The sequence below is a fragment of the Aliivibrio finisterrensis genome (assembly GCF_008933155.1).
In the GTDB taxonomy this organism is placed as follows: Bacteria; Pseudomonadota; Gammaproteobacteria; order Enterobacterales; family Vibrionaceae; genus Aliivibrio; species Aliivibrio finisterrensis.
Window position 1 is genome coordinate 160,009 of record NZ_WBVP01000005.1, and the last position, 19,906, is coordinate 179,914.

Consider the following 19,906-nt stretch of genomic DNA (forward strand, 5'->3'; position numbering starts at 1 on the left):
TGCTTCATGAGTATGAGCCCGATGGGGATGGGTGGTGGCCTAGATATTAATTCTATGGTGAGCAAAATAGTTGAAAGCGAGCGCTTACCAAAGCAGCAACGCATCGACCGTGAACGTTCAGATATAGACATGAATATCAGTGGTTATGGCCGTCTGCAAGAATCGTTAGATACCATGAAAAATCTCATGTCGACGTTTCGCCAAGAGGATACGTTTGCATCTCGAACTATTTCAAGCAGTGATGATGAAGTAGTCAGTGCGACGGCAACGCCAGAAGCCTTAGCGGGTCGATACACAATTGATGTTTTACAATTAGCTCAAGCTCAAAAACTAGCTTCATCGCCAATCCGTGATGATGCTAAATTTGGTCCAGGTAAATTAGATATTTCATTAGGCGATAAAGAATTCACCATTGAAATTATTGGTAAAAATAACAAAATCACCGATCTGTTAAGACAAATTAATGGCGCACCGTCTAACCCTGGTGTGCAAGCCTCTATCGTTAAGGACGATGGTGGGTCACGTCTTATTCTCGCCTCTGATAAACCAGGCGAAAGTCATAAAGTTAAAATTGAAGTCGATGCTGAATACAATAATCAGCTGCATCGCCTTGCTTTTAATCCTAATTTTGATCCTACGGTATCAACAAAATTTGATATTCCAACCTTGCTTGAATATCAAAATGTACCAGAAATTGCCGCTCAGCAAGTGCAAGAGCCAATAACGGCACAAGAGGTTCCTGAATTAAGTGATAAAGAAAAATACGCGTACTTTAAGCCGCTTATTGATTATGCCAATCGTGAATTAGCGCGAGAAGAAAAAGCGGCAAAAGAGATCATGCTTCAACAAGAAGCAACAGCTGCATTATCGACATTAGAAGACCCTACCGATCCAACATCGGGCATGTCAGGATGGAGTGAGCGCACAGCAGGTACCCTGCAAGCGGCATTGCCAAGTGAAGATGAAAAGATCGAGTTAGCTAAAGCCGCAAAGCAAGGCGATAAAGATGCAGCAGAAGCCTTAGCTGAAATCGGTCAAACGGCAGATGTTGTTTTTCAAGCTGCAGGCATTACTTATGAAGCACCTCAAGTCGCACCTAAAAAAGAATTGGTTGAAATAGCGAAAGAAAAAATTGAACAGCTACCGCCGACAATTAAAGAAATAGCAAAAGAAAAATTAGAACCGATTGAAAAAGTCGTAGCGGCAATTAAGCCTGAAGGCCCACGTAAACCGTTGTATTCTGGCCTTCAAGAAGTGCAAACAGCAAGCAGTGCAAAAGTAGTATTAGATGGCGTTGCTCGAATAAGCAGTGATACCAATGTGATTCAAGATGCGGTTCATGGCGTAGACATCACTTTAAAAGGTACGACAGCAGAAGCAAGTAAGCGTGTGGAGCTTGATGTGCAGTTTGATAGAGATGGCGTAAAAGCCGCGATTGAACAATTTGTTACTACCTATAATCAGTTTTACGAAACAACTCAAGCACTGAGTGGTTTTGACCCGGCAACTGGCCAAAGTGGTCCTCTTGCTGGTGATAGTGTTGTTCGATCTGCTGAATCTCGTTTGAAATCTGCTTTTGTGGCACCAGTCGAATCAGCACCAAAAGATGTAAAAACACTTATTGAACTGGGTATTTCGACCACTCGTCAGGGGACGTTAGAAATAAACCATACGATGCTTGATCGACAATTGAATGAAAATTTTGCTCAATTGCATACATTTTTTGGTGGTTCGAAAGGTTTTGCTAAAAAAATTGAAGACGTAATTCAGAGTATGACAGGGGTAACAGGCCCAATTCGTACCAGAATGAATACGATGCGAGATCAAAATTACCGCTTAAATGACCAACAAGTGGATTTAGATCGTCGTATGGAGAGTTTACAAGAACGAACTAGAAATAAGTTTGCCAATATGCAGGACGTTACTGGGAAAATGAAAGCTCAGTTGTCAGGAATGATGAACGCGTTAGGTTAATGAGTACCCGTGATGATTAGGTGTTTTCAATGATATTAATACAGCAATTAGAAAAACTGGATCAAGAGTTACAAGGTTTATATCGTGAAGATGATATTAATTTTGAACAGTTGGCTATATTTTTATCAAATCGGGAACAACTTTTGCATCAGTGTATGCAAGTGTCAGAAATAGTGCATTCCACTGAATGGCAAAGCGCAATTGTAAGAACTCAATTGATCGTTGATGAAATGAGTCAATTAGGACAGCAATTTGCTACAGATTATCAAAAATTGAATCATGGACAAAAGTCGGTTCAACTTTATAGAAAATTTCAATAATACTGAGGAAATACAATGAGAGGTTCACTACAAGCATATAAGAAGGTATCAATTGATAGCCAATTAAGTGCTGCATCACCTCATAAGGTAATTCAAATGCTAATGGCTGGCGCGATTGAGCGTTTAATCCAAGGTAAAGCAGCAATGCAGCAAGGTAATACTCCTGTAAAAGGCGAACGTCTTGGTAAAGCATTGGATATTGTGATCAGTTTACGTTCTTGCCTTTCAATGGATGATGGTGGTGACATTGCAAGTAATCTTGATTCTTTGTATGACTTCATGATCCGTCAGATCTCTCATGCAAATCAAAATAACGATGGTCAAGCTATTGATGACGTTGTTGAGATGCTGCGTGAGATCAAATCAGCATGGGATCAAATTCCGGCAGAATTCCATAACCTTACTGCAGACCAAGTTGGTATTTAAGTTCACTTCACGTAATTTGGTATAAAAGACAATTAGTTTTATTAATCAAGTTTATTTTTGATTTTTTATATTAACCTCTCATTTACAGTATGACTGTCGTTTTATTGGCAGTCATAGTTGCCTTATTTTTCTTATGCTATAAAATGGCGATATAATTTCGTTGCTGTTCAATGAATAGGCCACTTAAATCAAAGAATTAAGGCACATAACACATCTATGCAAGGTTTAGCAAAGACACTAATTATTGAAGATGACGAGCAAAACCGTCATAACCTTAAGATCATTCTTGAGTTTATCGGTGAGCATTGTCATGCCATTTCGACTTCAGAACTGTCTACTTTTGATTGGAATGATCCTTGGAGTGCCTGTTTTTTAGGTAACGTGACAGATAGTTCACAAAAAGAACTAATCAAAAAATCCTTAATTACTAATAATCATATCCCTATTATTATGCTTACGGGCGCTGTATATGATCTTGAGGATTTGACGAACTATGTTGGTGAATTAAATCAACCGGTGAATTACCCTCAATTGACAGATGCGTTACGTCATTGCCAAGAGTTTATGGGACGCCGTGGTTTAGGTGTACCTCAGCTTGGGCGTAAAATTACCTTATTCCGTAGCATGGTTGGGCAAAGTCCAGCGATCAGCACAGTTCGTCACTTAATTGAGCAAGTCTCTGGCACTGAAGCAAGTGTTCTTGTTTTAGGTGAGTCAGGTACGGGTAAAGAAGTCGTTGCACGAAATCTTCATTATCATTCACCGCGTCGTAAAGGCCCATTTGTGCCTGTAAACTGTGGTGCGATTCCACCAGACCTTCTTGAAAGTGAGTTGTTTGGTCATGAAAAAGGGGCTTTTACTGGTGCAATAACAGCACGTAAAGGTCGTTTTGAACTGGCTCAAGGCGGTACGCTGTTCTTGGATGAAATCGGTGATATGCCGATGCCGATGCAAGTAAAACTATTGCGAGTATTACAAGAGCGCTGTTTTGAACGTGTTGGTGGCAATCAAAGTATTAAAGCGGATGTACGTATTGTAGCAGCAACACATCGCAACCTTGATGAGATGATTGAGAAAGGAATTTTCCGTGAAGATCTCTATTATCGATTAAATGTGTTTCCAATCGAAATGCCTGCATTGCGTGAGCGAAAGCAAGATATTCCGCTATTATTACAAGAATTGTTAACGAGAATGGAAGCGGAAGGCAGTGCTCGTGTACGTTTAACACCACGTGCTGTGAACTCGTTAATGGAGCATCATTGGCCGGGTAATGTGCGTGAGCTAGCAAATCTAATTGAACGCTTAATGATTTTATTCCCTGGGGAATCGGTTGATGTGAATCACTTACCGACAAAGTACCGTTATAGTGATATTCCGGAGTTCCAACCAGAGAATAACAATAAACAAAGTATTGAAGAGCAAGAACAAGCCGCACTAGCAGATATGTTTGCTAACTTTAGTGATGGCGGAGTTCTTCAAATGTCAAATCAAAACTTTGGTCCAACGTCAAATGATTTACCTGAAGACGGGTTAAATCTAAAGGAGATGTTGGCTGATGTAGAAGTTAATATGATATGCCAAGCGCTTGAAGCGCAGGCAGGAGTTGTTGCTCGTGCTGCTGATATGTTAGGTATGCGTAGAACGACTTTAGTTGAGAAAATGCGTAAATATAATCTAAGTAAAGATGATATGCGTTAAGAATCTGTACTGACAAATAATTGACTCGTTAAAGATATTATTTTGATATAACTTGATGATTTAAAAAGATAAAAAGGGCTGGCATGTTAAATGCATTAGCCCTTTTGTTGTTTTGGCGGGGATCAAATTATGCAAGGTAACTCTGAGAGTGAGATCAATTCACTCCTTGGCACAGTAGAAGAACAAAATACACGTTATAAGCAAGTATTAGATGTTATGCCTGCGGGGGTAATATTGCTTGATACACAAGGCGTTGTATGTGAAGTAAACCCAGAAGCCATTAAGCTTCTTGGTACCCCATTATTAGGTGAACGTTGGTTTGAAGTCATTCAACGCTCATTTGATCCAAGAGAAGACGATGGGCATGAGATCTCATTGCGTAATGGACGTAAAGTACGTTTAGCCATCTCAGCCTCAGAAACGGGCCAACTTATTCTTATTACCGATTTAACAGAAACCCGTTTACTACAATCACGAGTAAGTGATTTACAGCGTTTATCATCGTTAGGAAAAATGGTTGCTTCCCTTGCTCATCAAGTAAGAACGCCACTTTCAAGTGCGATGCTTTATGCTTCAAACTTAGGTTCCCCCAATTTGCCCGCAGCAACACACAAACGTTTTCAAACCAAATTGGTTGATCGTTTACATGATCTCGAAAAACAAGTGAATGACATGTTGTTGTTTGCTAAAGGTGGCGATAACAAGGTTGTTACATCATTTACGATTGAAGAGCTTGTTGCAGAATATCGTCCAATGGTAGAAACCGCTTTGCAATCAAATCAAGTGGATTATCACTTAGAAGTAGAAGAGCAAGATACTTTATTAATGGGTAATGCCAACGCTATTGCCAGTGCCATTAGTAACTTGATTATGAATGCGATACAAGCCATTGGAAAAGAATGCCAAATTGATGTTTTCTTTAGACCGGTTAACGGTTATTTGAAAATATCAGTACAAGACAATGGGCCAGGTATCCCACTTGAATTACAAGATAAAATTATGGAACCATTTTTCACTACACGCTCTCAAGGCACGGGTCTTGGTTTGGCTGTAGTTCAAATGGTTTGTCGAGCACATAAAGGACAACTTGAATTGTATTCAGAACCGGATGATGGTGCGTGCTTCACCATGTCTATTCCATTAACAGCAATCTACGTTGAATCCTCAACTCAAACAGAATCTGGAGAATAATGATGGCGCAAAGTAAAGTATTGATCGTAGAAGATGATGAAGGCCTACGCGAAGCCTTGATTGACACCTTAGAGTTAGCTGGTTACGAATGGGTAGAAGCGGATAGCGCAGAAACCGCGTTGCTTATTTTGAAAAAAGAACCTGTAGATATAGTTGTTTCTGATGTTCAAATGGCAGGAATAGGCGGTTTAGCATTGTTGCGTAGCATCAAACTAAATTGGCCTAATTTACCTGTTCTTCTAATGACAGCTTATGCCAATATTGAAGATGCGGTTTCTGCGATGAAAGACGGCGCTATTGATTATATGGCGAAGCCATTTGCGCCAGAAGTTTTATTAAACATGGTGAGTCGTTATGCACCAGTTAAAAACGAGCAAACGGGAGATGCGATTGTTGCGGATGAAAAAAGTCTTAAACTACTTAAACTTGCAGATAAAGTAGCAAGAACGGATGCGAATGTAATGGTGCTTGGTCCAAGTGGTTCAGGCAAAGAAGTGATGTCTCGTTATATCCATAATAACTCACAGCGTAATGAAGGCCCATTTGTAGCGATTAACTGTGCTGCTATTCCAGACAATATGCTAGAAGCAACCCTATTTGGTTATGAGAAAGGCGCATTTACTGGCGCGGTTCAAGCGTGCCCGGGTAAGTTTGAGCAAGCTCAGGGCGGTACGATCTTATTGGATGAGATCAGTGAAATGGATCTTAATCTACAAGCTAAATTACTGCGCGTACTTCAAGAACGAGAAGTTGAGCGTTTAGGTGGCCGTAAGAGTATTAAGCTTGATGTCCGAATCTTGGCGACCAGTAACCGAGACTTAAAAAAATACGTAGAAGAAGGTAACTTCCGTGAAGATTTATATTACCGCTTAAACGTATTTCCAATTACATGGCCTGCGCTTAAAGAGCGTAAAGGTGATATCGCACCTATTGCTCTGCATCTTGTTGAACGTCATTGTCAAAAACAAGGGCTACCAGTACCAAGTTTTAGTGCGCAAGCAACCCAAAAGCTAGAAAGCTACCCTTGGCCTGGGAATGTACGTGAGCTAGATAACGTGGTTCAACGAGCATTGATTTTGGCAGAAGAACACCAAATTACAGCGGATGATATTTTATTAGAAGGCGTTGATTGGGAAGATGCACGAGGTTTACAACAAGTGGTTAGTGGTGAGGCGCCAACAATTAAGCCAGAGCAACAAGCACCGTCAATAAATGACACAGTTGCAATGCCATTACCTGAAGACAGTGAGATTTTAATCGCATCTAGTGGGCTAGGTGGCGAACTTCGCGAGCAAGAATTTATCATTATCCTTGAAACGATAAAAGCGTGTGATGGTAAACGAAAAGATGTCGCAGAAAAATTGGGCATTAGCCCACGAACATTACGTTACAAATTAGCTAAGATGCGTGACGCTGGAATAGACATCCCATGTTAAAACAAGGGGTTACTATTTTGATATTTTGGTATGTAAATTGCTTTATATACTTCGGGTCGTAAAATTAAGTCAATTAGTTGACTGGGTCGGAGAATAGAAATGAAGATTGGTGGTTTACAGGACGAAATGCAAGCAATGATGCTTGACGCGTCAAATACAACGCGTCCAGCAACAGGTAAGGAAGTCGGTGCGGACTTCAGTGCTATGTTTGCAAAAGCAGTAAATAACGTAAATGGGTTACAACAAGCCTCAAGTGATTTGGCTGTGCGTTTTGATCGAGGTGATGAAGGGGTCTCATTATCCGATGTAATGATTGCACGTAATAAATCAAGTGTTGCATTTGATGCCACAATACAAGTGCGTAATAAGCTTGTAGATGCTTATAAAGCACTCATGAATATGCCAGTATAATTGCTAGGAATTAAAGCGTGTCAGAAGAAAATAAAAACACAGATTTAGCAGTATCTGATGGAGTATCCGCCGGTAGTTCAATGACGTTGGATAATTCACTGGATGTTCAAAATCCAGATACTGATGAGCAAAGTTCCTCGAAGTTAGATTCAGCGTTGGGTAATCTTGATTTATTACGTCAAATTATCCTTGTGCTATCTGTATCTATCTGTGTCGCATTAATAGTCATGCTGTTTTTTTGGGTTCAAGAACCTGAAATGCGTCCACTTGGTGCGTATGAGACGGATGAATTAATTCAAGTTCTTGATCACCTTGATTCGCAAAAAGCAGAATACAAACTAGAAGGTAATACCATTCTAGTTCCCGCTTCTCAATTCAGTAAAATGAAGCTTGATCTTTCTCGTGCCGGTTTAAACCGAGAAGTAGGAGAAGGCGATGATATCTTACTGCAAGATATGGGATTTGGTGTTTCACAGCGTTTAGAACAAGAGCGTCTAAAGTTAAGTCGTGAACGTCAATTAGCAAGTACGTTTGAGCAAATGCGTCCAATTCGTAAAGCTCAAGTATTACTTGCAATGCCAAAACAAAGCGTATTTGTTCGTCATAATCAAGAAGCGTCGGCAACGGTATTCTTGACTATGCGAATGGGTGCAATGTTAAAACAAGAAGAAGTAGATTCGATTGTTGATATGGTTGCAAGTGCGGTTCCAGGAATGAAACCAACGCGTGTTACTGTTACTGATCAACACGGTCGCCTACTGAGTTCTGGCACGCAAGATCCAATGGCAACTGCGCATCGTAAAGAGCAAGAGTTAGAACGTAAGCAAGAGCAATCATTACGTGACAAAATTGATGCGATTCTTATCCCGATTTTAGGCTTGGGTAACTATACTGCTCAGGTTGATGTATCCATGGATTTCAGTGCTGTTGAGCAAACTCGTAAACAGTTTGACCCGGAAACACCATCAACACGAAGTGAGTACACATTAGAAGATTACAACAATGGTAATGTGATTGCCGGTGTTCCGGGAGCCCTAAGTAATCAGCCACCAGTAGATTCAGCAATCCCTCAGGATATTGCTGAATTAAAAGATGGTTCAGTACTAGGTCAAGGTTCTGTTCATAAAGAAGCAACACGTAACTTTGAATTAGATACAACCATCAGTCACGAGCGAAAACAAACGGGAACGGTCGCACGTCAAACGGTTTCAGTTGCCGTAAAAGAGAGTCAAAGTGTTAACCCTGAAACAGGCGAAGTGACTTATACACCAGTGTCGACAGAGCAAATTGAAAAGATCCGTCAAATCATCATTGGTAGTGTTGGTTTAAATGAGCAACGTGGCGACTTATTAAATGTATTAAGCGTTAAATTTGCGATTGAAGAGCAACCAATTACTATTGATGTACCGATTTGGGAGCATCCAAACTTCAACGACTGGATTAAATGGTTAGCTGGCGCTTTAGTGATTATTGCTGTGCTACTTATCCTTGTTCGCCCAGCAATGAATAAATTGCTGTTCCCTAACCAAGCAGAAGACGATGCCGTTGCGAAAGGTGAAGGCGTTGAAGGCGAAATGGGCTTAATTGGCAGTGAGTTGGATGGTGACGGCTTCGAGTTTGGTTCGGGCATTGATCTACCAAACTTGCATAAAGACGAAGATTTATTAAAAGCGGTTCGTGCTCTTGTAGCAAATGAACCAGAGTTAGCAGCACAAGTGGTTCGTAACTGGGTATCTGAAAATGGCTAATGAGATTGTAGAAGCAGAAAAAAAAGATGAAGCCAACCAAGAGTTTGATCTTTCGTCACTAGCCGGCTCAGAACGTGCTGCCATTTTACTACTTAGTTTGAGTGAGGATGATGCCGCAAGTATCATTCGTCACTTAGAACCAAAGCAGGTTCAGAAAGTAGGCGCAGCAATGGCAACCGTATCTGATTTAAATCAGATTAAAGTGTCAGCGATTCACCGTGCTTTCTTAGAAGACATTCAGAAGTACACTAGCATCGGTATGGGCAGTGAAGACTTTATGCGTAACGCATTGGTTGCCGCTCTTGGTGAAGATAAAGCAAATAATCTAGTCGACCAAATCCTACTAGGCAGTGGTTCTAAAGGCTTGGATTCATTGAAATGGATGGATCCTCGTCAAGTGGCAAGCATCATCATGAATGAGCACCCACAGATCCAAACTATCGTATTATCGTACTTAGATCCTGATCAGTCAGCCGAGATTTTATCTCAGTTCCCTGAGCGTGTACGTCTTGATCTTATGATGCGTATTGCACACCTTGAAGAAGTTCAGCCATCAGCACTTGCTGAGCTAAATGAAATCATGGAGAAACAGTTTGCGGGTCAATCTGGCGCACAAGCGGCGAAAATTGGCGGCCTGAAAGCAGCGGCAGAAATCATGAACTACCTAGATAACAGTATTGAAGGTATGTTGATGGATCAAATCCGTGACCAAGATGAAGAGACTGCAACGCAGATCCAAGATCTTATGTTTGTATTTGAAAATCTTATCGATGTACAAGACCAAGGTATTCAAATGCTACTGCGTGATGTTCCACAAGAAGTTCTGCAAAAAGCACTTAAAGGTGCCGATGATGCACTTAAAGAGAAAATGTTTAAGTGTATGTCGAAACGTGCAGCGGAACTTATGCGTGATGATCTTGAAGCGATGGGGCCAGTTCGTGTGGCAGACGTTGAAGCTGCTCAGAAAGAAATTCTGGCAGTGGCACGTCGAATGGCCGATTCTGGCGATCTAATGCTTTCTGGCGGTGCAGACGAATTCGTATAATACGTTTTTTGCTTCATTGAGTTATAATTATACGGCTATTTAAGAGTTAATCTAAATAGCCGTTATGCTTTTTAATCTTCTTCTTTTTACGGGTTATTATCATGAGTATCAGCAAAAAACGTGGCTTTATTCGAATTACCGATGAGAGTGAGCTACAAAAAACTAATATTTGGGAATCCCCTGATTATTCTGATCCTAACCAGCCAGCTCGTGAAACTGCATTAAATTATGATCCTAGCTGGACACCATCACTTCCTCAAGAAGAAGAGCCTGAAGAATTTGTACTCACCGAAGAGATTATCGAACAGATAAAGCAAGGCGCTTACAATGAAGGGTTAACGCAAGGGCAAGAATTTGGTTATAAAGAAGGTCTAGAAAAAGGCCAAGCAGAAGGTTTTGAGGCAGGAAAACCAGAAGGTTACCAAGCTGGCTACGATGAAGGTATTGCTGCAGGGCAGGCTGAAATTCAAGAGCGTATACAGCATTTAATTGAAATGGCTGATAAGTTTGCAACGCCATTAGAGTTAGTTGATTCTCAAGTAGAAAAACAGCTTATCGATATGGTATTAGCGCTAACTAAAGAAGTCATTCATGTTGAAGTAAAAACCAATCCTCAAGTATTACTTGATACGGTTCGTGAATCTGTCGAAACCTTGCCGGTTACTGAACGTGAAATTACTATTTCATTAAACCCAGAAGATCACCAACGCGTGATTGAGGCGTATGGCGAAGAAGCGTTAGCGCAAAAGCAGTGGACACTGGTTGCCGAGCCTTCAATGAATCTTGGTGATATTAATATTCAAGCATCAGATTCAAAAGTCAGCTACTTACTTGAAGAGCGAATTAAAACCGTTTTAAATAAATTCTGCGGTGTAAATCGTCATCAAGGGAATCAGTAAATGCTGCCATTATCTGAACGCCTTTCTCAATATAAAACAACAGGGTTAACCACACGAGCTATAGCGTCAGGCAAGCTAGTACGTGTTGTTGGCTTAACCTTAGAAGCCACAGGATGTCGAGCGCCAATTGGCAGTTCCTGCTTGGTAGAAACCATCAATGGTGAAATAGAAGCAGAAGTGGTTGGTTTTTCAGGTGATAACCTATTTTTAATGCCGAATGAACAAGTCTCTGGCGTACTTCCTGGGGCGAAAGTCACTCCAATTGTTGGTGGTAGTGGCATTCCTGTTGGTATGGAACTGCTTGGTCGAGTGGTGGATGGTGTAGGAAATCCTATCGATGGTCTTGGAGAGTTGTATACTGAAGAAACCGCGTCATTTACCTCAGAGCCTATTAACCCATTATCGAGAAAACCAATTTCAGAACCACTTGATGTTGGATTAAAAGCCATTAACGGTTTACTTACGGTTGGTAAAGGCCAGCGTTTAGGTCTATTTGCAGGCTCAGGTGTGGGTAAATCGGTAACACTTGGCATGATGACTCGTGGTACAACAGCACAAGTGGTTGTCGTCGGTCTGATTGGTGAGCGTGGGCGAGAAGTAAAAGAATTCATTGAAGAGATTTTAGGCCCAGAAGGTCGACAACGTTCAGTTGTTGTCGCAGCGCCTGCCGATTCATCAGCGCTGATGCGATTAAAAGGCTGCCAGACAGCACTGACTATTGCGGAGTACTTCCGTGATCAAGGTTTAGACGTATTATTATTGATGGATTCACTGACACGTTTTGCACAGGCACAGCGTGAAATTGCCTTGTCAGTTGGTGAACCACCTGCAACCAAAGGTTATCCGCCTTCCGTATTTGCTAAATTACCTGCTTTGGTTGAACGAGCGGGTAATGGTAACGAAAACCAAGGGTCTATTACTGCCTTCTTTACGGTTCTGACTGAAGGGGATGACTTACAAGATCCTATTGCTGATGCTTCTCGTGCCATTTTGGATGGACACATCGTATTGTCACGTGAAATGGCTGATGCAGGCCACTATCCAGCGATTGATGTTGAAAAATCAGTGAGTCGTGTTATGCCACAAATCACTGATGAAGAGCATATGTTGATGTCTAAAGTGGTTCGTCAAATTTTATCTACTTGTCGTAAAAACCAAGATTTGGTATCAATCGGCGCTTATAAACCGGGTACCGATCCGGCTATTGATCAAGCGTTTACATTAAAACCACGACTTGATGAATATCTACAACAGAAAATGAAAGAAAGCGTGCCATACGATATGTGTAAGAGCATGTTGAAAATGCTATTAAGTGGCTAACAGGTTAAAGGTACGAGAATAGTGCGCATGGATAAGACGATAAATAGAGAAAGAACATGAGTAATACCTTTGATTTTTTATTAGAACAATCTCAGGAAAGAGAGAACCAAGCGGTAATGGCATTAAGTAAAGCCAAGGCGGAGTTGGATAATTTCTATGAGCAAGTTAAACAAATCGAAAAGTATCGTCTTGATTATTGTAATCAACTTTTACAGCGTGGTCAGCAAGGTCTTACTGCGAGCCAATACAGTCATTTAAATAAGTTTTTGGTGCAGTTAGATGAAACGCTAACAAAACAAAAAAGTGCAGAGTCTCATTTCACTTCCCAAGTGGATAATTGTCAAAGCTATTGGCAAGAGACTCGTAAGCAACGTCGCTCTTACGAATGGATGATCGATAAAAAGAAAACCGAGCGTCAAAAAAAACTCGATAAACAAGAGCAAAATATGATGGATGAGTTTTCGACACTCCAGTTTGCCCGACGAATTAAATCTGAATAGGCAATTTGGTTATTTTTTCGATTGCTTTACTTTAGTTAATTCCCTTCTTCTTATTGTCCAGCGTTACACTAAATATAAAAGTGGCTTAATATTTGCTTTAAAATATTCAACGTTGGGCCACTACAGTGCTCGTCAAAAAATTCACACTCAATGTAGAGAATATACTATGAGCAGTCATGACTTATCCTTAAACAGTATCAATAAAACCGCACCAGTAAAAACAGATACTAAAACGGCTGCTGTAGAAAAAACAGAATCTGAAGGCTTTGTAGAAGAGCTTAAAGAAGTCATGGGATTAAAAGAAAAAGACGACGCCAAAAAAACAACGATAGACGAAAAAGGTGACGTAGAAAAAAGCGAAATGGCTGAACAATCGAAAGAGTCTGAAACTATTGAAACAAAAGAAGAAACAACAGAAGAAAAAGTAAGCCAAGGTTCTGAATTACTCTCTCGTTTAGATCAAGCGAATAGCACGTTGGTTGATAAAAAAGATGAAGCGAAAAAAGAATCATCTGACGATTCAGAACCACTAACTGATGCAGAAGTGATACTGACTCAAGCCAGTATTGCTGCTAAAGGTGAGAAAAACAGCAGTAAAACTGTAGCTGAAAAAACGGACCCTTTAAAAGAGATTCAATGGGGAAGCAGTGCTAAATCGCCAACTCAAGTAGAGGGCGAAACACAGAGCAAAGGTGAGGCATCAGGTAACAAAGAGTCAACCAAAGAATTATTAACCTCTACAGCACTTATCGGTAAGGAAAAAGCTGAAGCTGGAAAACTTGCTGAGGCAAAAAAAGCAAAGATCGATATCTCAGCACTTGGCATGACACAGATTGCTAATGGTGAAACGGTGAGTCTAACTGAAGCTAAAACGACAGATAGTTTTGCTCAGCAGCTAGCGACGGCATCAGGAGTAACAGCAACACAACAAGCAACCGCTGCTCAGAAAATGGATCCAGCAATGGCACCGCTGAATATTCGTCAAGAACAAGTCAGTGACGAAGTTGCTGAACGCATTAATATGATGATGGCAAAAAACTTAAAACATGTTGATATTCGTTTAGATCCACCAGAAATGGGACGTATGCATATTCGCCTAAACATGGGAGCAGATAGTGCAGGGGTTCAGTTTACGGTATCAAACCAACAAGCTCGTGATGCTATTGAACAAAGTTTACCGCGATTACGTGAAATGTTTGCTCAGCAAGGGATCCAATTGGCCGATACCTCAGTTCAGCAACAAAACTCTGGTGAGTCATCTCAATACGCTTATCAGAAAGAAGAGTCTTCTCGTCAAGGCTCTGGATTTAATGAAGAGTTTTCTGAAGAACAAGAGATTAACGTACAAGTACCAAAACCCAATGATGGGATTAGCTTTTACGCCTAAGAATTTTTAAAAAAAAGCATCATGATTTTAAAATAATAATTAACGATTTATCCAAGAGGAAATACAATGGCAAACCAAGGTGATGCACCTAGAAGTAAAAATAAACTCATTATTATCATCACATTGATTGTATTATTGCTTGTGGGTGGCGGTGCTGCTGCTTGGTTCTTCTTAGCGGGAGATACCAAAGAAGAGGCAACAGAACAAGACATTGCAGCATTAGAAGCTCAAATGCCAGCATTGTACTTAAACTTACCTCAGCCATTTATTTTTAATGTTACAGGCGATAAGCGTGATCGTTTAGTACAATTAAAAGTGCAAGTGATGATGCGTGGTATTGATAATGAAAGTATTACACAACAACACATCCCTTTAATTGAAAGTGCTTTATTATCGACTTTCGCTGCCGCAACGGTTGAGCAATTAAGAGAGCCTCGTGGTCGAATCGATTTACGCGAGCAGGCAACACGTGATATTCAAGATGCCTTTACTAAAATTACAGCCAAGCCTGTAGTTGAAAAAGTATTATTTACTGACTTTGTAATGCAATAGGTTCAATGTGACAGATCTATTATCCCAAGATGAAATTGATGCTCTACTCCATGGTGTAGATGACGTAGAAGATGATGTAACGGGTGGTCCTGAAGAAAACCTAGGTTCAATGAAGAACTTTGATTTCTCATCACAAGACCGAATCGTTCGTGGTCGAATGCCAACCCTAGAATTGATTAACGAACGTTTTGCTCGTCATATGCGTATTAGCTTATTTAATATGTTGAGAAAAACCGCCGAAGTATCAATTAATGGCGTATCTATGGTGAAGTTTGGTGAGTATCAAAACACACTGTATGTTCCAACTAGCTTGAATATGGTGCGTTTTCGCCCATTAAAAGGCACAGCATTAGTCACTATGGAAGCTCGATTAGTTTTCATTTTGGTAGAAAACTTCTTTGGTGGTGATGGCCGTTTCCATGCGAAAATTGAAGGCCGCGAGTTTACGCCAACCGAGCGACGTATTATTCAATTATTACTGAAAGTGATTTTTGAAGATTACAAAGAAGCATGGTCACCAGTAATGGGGGTGGAATTTGAGTATTTAGACTCAGAAGTAAACCCAACAATGGCAAACATTGTTAGTCCAACAGAAGTGATCGTTGTAAGTTCATTCCATATTGAAGTGGATGGCGGTGGTGGTGACTTCCACGTAGTCTTCCCATATTCAATGGTTGAGCCTATCCGTGAATTACTTGATGCGGGTGTTCAGAGTGACAAGATGGACACTGATGTTCGTTGGAGTAAGGCACTGCGTGATGAAATCATGGATGTGCCAGTTGAAATGAAAGTGAATCTTTTAGAGAGCCAAATTTCATTACGTGACTTAATGGATTTAGAAGCGGGCGATATTATCCCTGTTGAAATGCCAGAAGCCGCCACCGTATTTGTAGAAGAGTTGCCAACTTACCGCGGTAAAGTAGGTAAATCGAACGATAAATTAGCAGTACAGATCACAGAGAAAATCAAACGCCCAGATATGGTGAAAACGGATTTAGCCTTCCTAGGCAAAGACGTATTGTTTGATCTAGATGAAGAATAAGAGTAGAGAAGGTAGTGGATCATGGATTCAAATGAACAACAAATGGCTGACGAATGGGCAGCAGCATTAAGTGAAAGTGCAGAAGGCCAAGCGGTAACCGCACCACTGGAAGATTTAGAAACCAAAGCACCAGAGTTCAATGAAGATGAACGTCGCAAGCTTGATACGATCTTAGATATTCCTGTGACTATTTCTATGGAAGTAGGCCGTTCACATATTAGTATTCGTAACTTACTGCAATTGAACCAAGGTTCAGTCGTTGAACTTGACCGTATTGCAGGTGAATCACTGGATGTTATGGTTAATGGTACTCTTATCGCTCACGGTGAAGTGGTTGTCGTGAATGACAAATTTGGTATTCGTTTAACAGACGTTATTAGCCAAACTGAGCGTATTAAGAAACTACGTTAATCAGGAACCAATAGATGAATAAAAGGAAAGGTATGAAACAGCTATGGTTATTGGCATTGATGCCTTTTCCTTTATTTGCCGCAGATGCACCTAATGTCGATTTAGCGGCGACATTAGGCTCTTTGATTTTTGTTATCGCGCTGATTCTCTTTTTTGCTTGGCTATTAAAGAGAATGCGTTTTCCTGGTGTCACAGGATCTCCAGGTAGCAACATGAGTATTGTTAAGCAATTACCTGTGGGAACAAAAGAAAGAGTCGCAGTGGTTCAAGTTGGAGAGGAGCAGTTCCTTATTGGAATTACCTCTCAAAATATCAATATGCTAAGTAAACTTGAAAAACCGTTAGATGTCGGTGAATCGACGTTGACGCCATTTTCAACTCAACTAAGCCAACTGATGAAGAAAAATGCTAAAAACTAATTTAATTGCCGCCACTTTGGCGGTTTTTTCACTCTTATTCATGGCATCTTCGGCGTGGGCGGTAGATGACTTAGCAAGCGCTATTCCTGCAACAGCAGCCAGTGCGGAAGGCATGACTGTAACTGCTATGGAAAAGGACAGCGGAGCTTCTAAAACTATCGCTAAAGGCAGCAGTTCTGGTGGTGGGGTGCCTGCATTCACCATGACAACTAATGCTAATGGTGGTGAAGACTATTCTGTTAACCTGCAGATATTAGGGTTAATGACCATGCTAGGCTTTTTGCCTGCCATGGTTATTTTGATGACGTCGTTTACGCGTATAGTGGTGGTCATGTCGATATTACGACAAGCCATGGGTCTACAACAAACCCCATCAAACCAAGTTATCATTGGTATCGCAATGTTTTTAACCTTTTTCATTATGGCTCCAGTCTTTGATAAGGTAAATAACACCGCTATTCAGCCTTATATTAATGAAGAAATTACGGCACGTGAAGCTTTTGATGTTGCACAAGTACCAATGAAAGAGTTTATGCTGGCGCAAACGCGAGTGAAAGATCTGGAGACATTCGTCAATATGTCTGGAGTAGAGGCGCAAAACCCTGAAGATGTACCTATTACCGTTATTATTCCTGCGTTTATTACCTCAGAACTAAAAACGGCGTTTCAAATCGGTTTCATGCTTTTCTTACCTTTTTTGATTATCGATTTAGTCGTAGCCTCGGTATTAATGGCTATGGGTATGATGATGCTTTCTCCTATGATCGTATCGTTACCCTTTAAACTTATGTTATTTGTATTGGTGGATGGGTGGAACTTAATACTTTCGACACTTGCCGGAAGCTTTAGTACATAAGGAGCGAACATGACACCTGAAATGGCCATCGAGCTATTCCGTGGCGCGCTGTACATGGTACTGATCATGGTGTGCGCCATTATTATCCCAAGTTTGCTTATTGGTTTAGTGGTGGCGGTATTCCAAGCCGCGACGTCAATTAACGAACAAACGTTAAGTTTTTTGCCTCGTTTGATTGTCACCATATTAGCATTAATGCTGTTTGGTCACTGGATGACGCGAATGTTGATGGAATATTTTTACGAATTGATTGCTCGAATGCCAACAGTTCTTTATTAATCTAAATAACTTCAACTCGAGATAATTTAAGCGGACTTATGGAATACCCAAGCCAGATAGTATTAGATTTTATTGCTGCGTATTTTTGGCCTTATACTCGCATTTCAGCCATGTTAATGGTGATGTCAGTATTCGGGGCACGATTTGTGTCGCCTAGAATTCGACTCTATCTTGGCTTATCGATTACTTTTGCGGTTATGCCCGCCATTCCAGCCATGCCTCCTGAAATTCAGTTAATGTCTTTTCAAGGTTTTATGACGACAGCAGAGCAGATTATTATTGGCGTTGCTATGGGAATGGTCACCGTGTTTGTTACTCAAACTTTTGTTCTTCTTGGGCAAATTTTGGGGATGCAGTCGAGTTTAGGCTTTGCTTCAATGGTTGACCCTGCAAATGGTCAAAATACGCCATTACTTGGTCAGTTATTTATGTTTCTATCGATACTATTTTTCTTAGGAACTGATGGTCATTTAAAAATGATTAACTTTGTCGTGATAAGTTTTACTACGTTACCTGTTGGTGTCGGGAAATTGACAAGTGTCGATTATCAGTCAATGGCGGGTTGGCTTGGTATCATGATGAAAGCCGGGTTAAGTATGTCTTTATCTGGCATTATCGCTTTACTTACCGTAAACCTTTCTTTTGGTGTAATGACTCGTGCTGCACCACAGCTGAATATATTCTCATTAGGTTTTGCTTTTGCACTGTTGGTTGGTTTGTTACTGACGTCATATATTATTCTTGGTTTATTTACTCACTATGACTTGCATTGGGGCCGCGCCGAGGCACAAATATGTAGCATGATAAGGCTGGATTGCTAATGGTTAGGTTCAGACTCGTGGAGGTCAGCCATGGCTGAAAGTGACGGTCAAGAACGTACCGAAGACGCCACGGCCAAACGCTTGCAACAAGCCAAAGATAAAGGGCAGGTTGCAAGGTCAAAAGAGCTCGCTTCAGTCTCTGTTTTGGTGTGTGGTGCGGTTGCATTAATGTGGTTTGGGGAAGGCGTTGCCCAAGCACTCTTTTCTATCATGGAACGTTTCTTTTCTATTTCTAGAGAAGAGATTTATGACACTAATAAGTTACTTGAAATTGTAGGTGGTGGATTAGTCGCATTAACTTTCCCTGTTCTGCTTATACTTGTCACATTATTTGTTGCGGCCTTAATTGGTGCAGCAGGTCTTGGTGGTATTAGTTTTTCAGCAGAAGCGGCAATGCCAAAACCGTCTAAAATGAACCCGATGTCAGGCATTAAGCGAATGTTTGGCATGCAAAGTTGGGTTGAGCTTTTAAAATCGATCTTAAAAGTATCTTTAGTTAGTGGGATGGCTTTTTATCTGATTAATCAAAGTAAAGCAGATTTATTTCAGCTTAGCCTTGATACGTATCCTGCAAATATTTTTCATTCCCTTGATATCTTGCTGAACTTTATTTTATTGATCAGCTGTACCTTATTAATTGTGGTCGCGATTGATATTCCGTTTCAAATTTGGCAACACGCAAATCAGCTGAAAATGACCAAGCAAGAAATTAAGGATGAATATAAAGAGACAGAAGGTAAGCCTGAAGTTAAAGGTCGTATTCGTATGCTTCAGCGCGAGATGACACAACGACGCATGATGGCAGATGTACCCTCAGCTGATGTCATCGTGACGAACCCTGAGCACTATTCAGTGGCATTGCGCTATGATCAAAGCAAAGATGCAGCCCCTATTGTTGTGGCTAAAGGGGTCGATCACGTTGCGATGAAAATTCGAGAAATCGCAAGAGAGCACAATATTGATATTTTGCCTGCGCCACCATTGGCTCGTGCTTTATATCATTCAACAGAGTTAGAACAACAAATCCCCGATGGTCTATTTGCTGCTGTTGCTCAAATCTTAGCGTATATATTCCAGATGAAGCAATATAAGAAAAAAGGTGGAACTAAGCCTGAGCTCGATGAAAATACATTGACTATCCCAGATGAGTTGAAAAAGTAGTGAATACTAA

Annotated in this window: 21 protein-coding genes; all 21 read left to right on the top strand. The window is 40.7% G+C overall.

The window, feature by feature from the left end; all coding sequences use genetic code 11:
• Positions 1–6: 6 nt before the first annotated feature.
• Positions 7–1,974: a flagellar filament capping protein FliD gene (gene fliD, locus F8B77_RS06640; RefSeq protein ID WP_151654708.1), complete on the top strand. Its 1,968-nt coding sequence runs from the start codon at positions 7–9 to the stop codon at positions 1,972–1,974.
• Between the two features lie 29 nt (positions 1,975–2,003).
• On the top strand, positions 2,004–2,294 hold the full coding sequence (locus F8B77_RS06645) for a hypothetical protein (protein ID WP_151654709.1): 291 nt from the start codon (positions 2,004–2,006) through the stop codon (positions 2,292–2,294).
• Between the two features lie 15 nt (positions 2,295–2,309).
• Positions 2,310–2,720 carry a flagellar export chaperone FliS gene (fliS, locus tag F8B77_RS06650; protein WP_065624088.1) on the top strand — a complete coding sequence of 137 codons (411 nt, stop codon included), beginning with the start codon at positions 2,310–2,312 and terminating at the stop codon, positions 2,718–2,720.
• 216 nt (positions 2,721–2,936) lie between these two features.
• Entirely contained in the window at positions 2,937–4,418 is a 1,482-nt protein-coding gene (locus tag F8B77_RS06655; RefSeq protein ID WP_151654710.1) for a sigma-54 interaction domain-containing protein, read from the top strand.
• 129 nt (positions 4,419–4,547) lie between these two features.
• Positions 4,548–5,609 (top strand): sensor histidine kinase, encoded by a 1,062-nt coding sequence (locus F8B77_RS06660; protein WP_151654711.1) that lies wholly within the window; start codon positions 4,548–4,550, stop codon positions 5,607–5,609.
• A gap of 2 nt (positions 5,610–5,611) precedes the next feature.
• Positions 5,612–7,045, top strand: a complete 1,434-nt coding sequence (locus F8B77_RS06665) for a sigma-54-dependent transcriptional regulator (protein ID WP_151654779.1) — start codon at positions 5,612–5,614, stop codon at positions 7,043–7,045.
• Between the two features lie 99 nt (positions 7,046–7,144).
• Positions 7,145–7,456 carry a flagellar hook-basal body complex protein FliE gene (gene fliE / locus F8B77_RS06670; RefSeq protein WP_060991566.1) on the top strand — a complete coding sequence of 104 codons (312 nt, stop codon included), beginning with the start codon at positions 7,145–7,147 and terminating at the stop codon, positions 7,454–7,456.
• Positions 7,457–7,473: 17 nt separating this feature from the next.
• Positions 7,474–9,204, top strand: a complete 1,731-nt coding sequence (gene fliF, locus F8B77_RS06675) for a flagellar basal-body MS-ring/collar protein FliF (RefSeq protein ID WP_151654712.1) — start codon at positions 7,474–7,476, stop codon at positions 9,202–9,204.
• The gene (gene fliG / locus F8B77_RS06680) at positions 9,197–10,249 is read left to right on the top strand and encodes a flagellar motor switch protein FliG (RefSeq protein ID WP_151654713.1); all 1,053 of its coding nucleotides are present in this window, start codon (positions 9,197–9,199) and stop codon (positions 10,247–10,249) included. The genes fliF and fliG overlap by 8 nt, the downstream gene beginning before the upstream one ends.
• A 101-nt stretch (positions 10,250–10,350) precedes the next feature.
• The gene (fliH, locus tag F8B77_RS06685; protein WP_151654714.1) at positions 10,351–11,148 is read left to right on the top strand and encodes a flagellar assembly protein FliH; all 798 of its coding nucleotides are present in this window, start codon (positions 10,351–10,353) and stop codon (positions 11,146–11,148) included.
• Positions 11,149–12,468, top strand: coding sequence for a flagellar protein export ATPase FliI (gene fliI / locus F8B77_RS06690; protein ID WP_130048989.1), 1,320 nt, complete (start codon positions 11,149–11,151; stop codon positions 12,466–12,468).
• Between the two features lie 56 nt (positions 12,469–12,524).
• Positions 12,525–12,968, top strand: a complete 444-nt coding sequence (fliJ, locus tag F8B77_RS06695; RefSeq protein WP_130044140.1) for a flagellar export protein FliJ — start codon at positions 12,525–12,527, stop codon at positions 12,966–12,968.
• A 166-nt stretch (positions 12,969–13,134) separates the two neighbouring features.
• Positions 13,135–14,355, top strand: coding sequence for a flagellar hook-length control protein FliK (locus F8B77_RS06700; protein WP_151654715.1), 1,221 nt, complete (start codon positions 13,135–13,137; stop codon positions 14,353–14,355).
• Positions 14,356–14,421: 66 nt separating this feature from the next.
• A complete protein-coding gene (fliL, locus tag F8B77_RS06705) occupies positions 14,422–14,907 on the top strand; it encodes a flagellar basal body-associated protein FliL (protein WP_151654716.1) in 486 nt (161 codons plus the stop codon).
• Positions 14,908–14,914: 7 nt separating this feature from the next.
• Positions 14,915–15,949, top strand: coding sequence for a flagellar motor switch protein FliM (gene fliM / locus F8B77_RS06710; RefSeq protein WP_130044143.1), 1,035 nt, complete (start codon positions 14,915–14,917; stop codon positions 15,947–15,949).
• 21 nt (positions 15,950–15,970) lie between these two features.
• Positions 15,971–16,360 (top strand): flagellar motor switch protein FliN, encoded by a 390-nt coding sequence (fliN, locus tag F8B77_RS06715; RefSeq protein WP_151654717.1) that lies wholly within the window; start codon positions 15,971–15,973, stop codon positions 16,358–16,360.
• A gap of 32 nt (positions 16,361–16,392) precedes the next feature.
• Complete coding sequence (fliO, locus tag F8B77_RS06720; protein ID WP_130048993.1) at positions 16,393–16,779, top strand: flagellar biosynthetic protein FliO; 387 nt, start codon at positions 16,393–16,395, stop codon at positions 16,777–16,779.
• A complete protein-coding gene (gene fliP, locus F8B77_RS06725) occupies positions 16,766–17,635 on the top strand; it encodes a flagellar type III secretion system pore protein FliP (protein WP_130048994.1) in 870 nt (289 codons plus the stop codon). Before fliO ends, fliP begins: the two co-directional genes overlap by 14 nt.
• Positions 17,636–17,644: 9 nt before the next feature.
• On the top strand, positions 17,645–17,914 hold the full coding sequence (fliQ, locus tag F8B77_RS06730) for a flagellar biosynthesis protein FliQ (RefSeq protein ID WP_151654718.1): 270 nt from the start codon (positions 17,645–17,647) through the stop codon (positions 17,912–17,914).
• Between the two features lie 38 nt (positions 17,915–17,952).
• Positions 17,953–18,735 carry a flagellar biosynthetic protein FliR gene (gene fliR, locus F8B77_RS06735; RefSeq protein ID WP_151654719.1) on the top strand — a complete coding sequence of 261 codons (783 nt, stop codon included), beginning with the start codon at positions 17,953–17,955 and terminating at the stop codon, positions 18,733–18,735.
• Positions 18,736–18,765: 30 nt separating this feature from the next.
• Positions 18,766–19,896: a flagellar biosynthesis protein FlhB gene (flhB, locus tag F8B77_RS06740; protein WP_151654720.1), complete on the top strand. Its 1,131-nt coding sequence runs from the start codon at positions 18,766–18,768 to the stop codon at positions 19,894–19,896.
• The last annotated feature ends 10 nt before the right edge of the window (positions 19,897–19,906 follow it).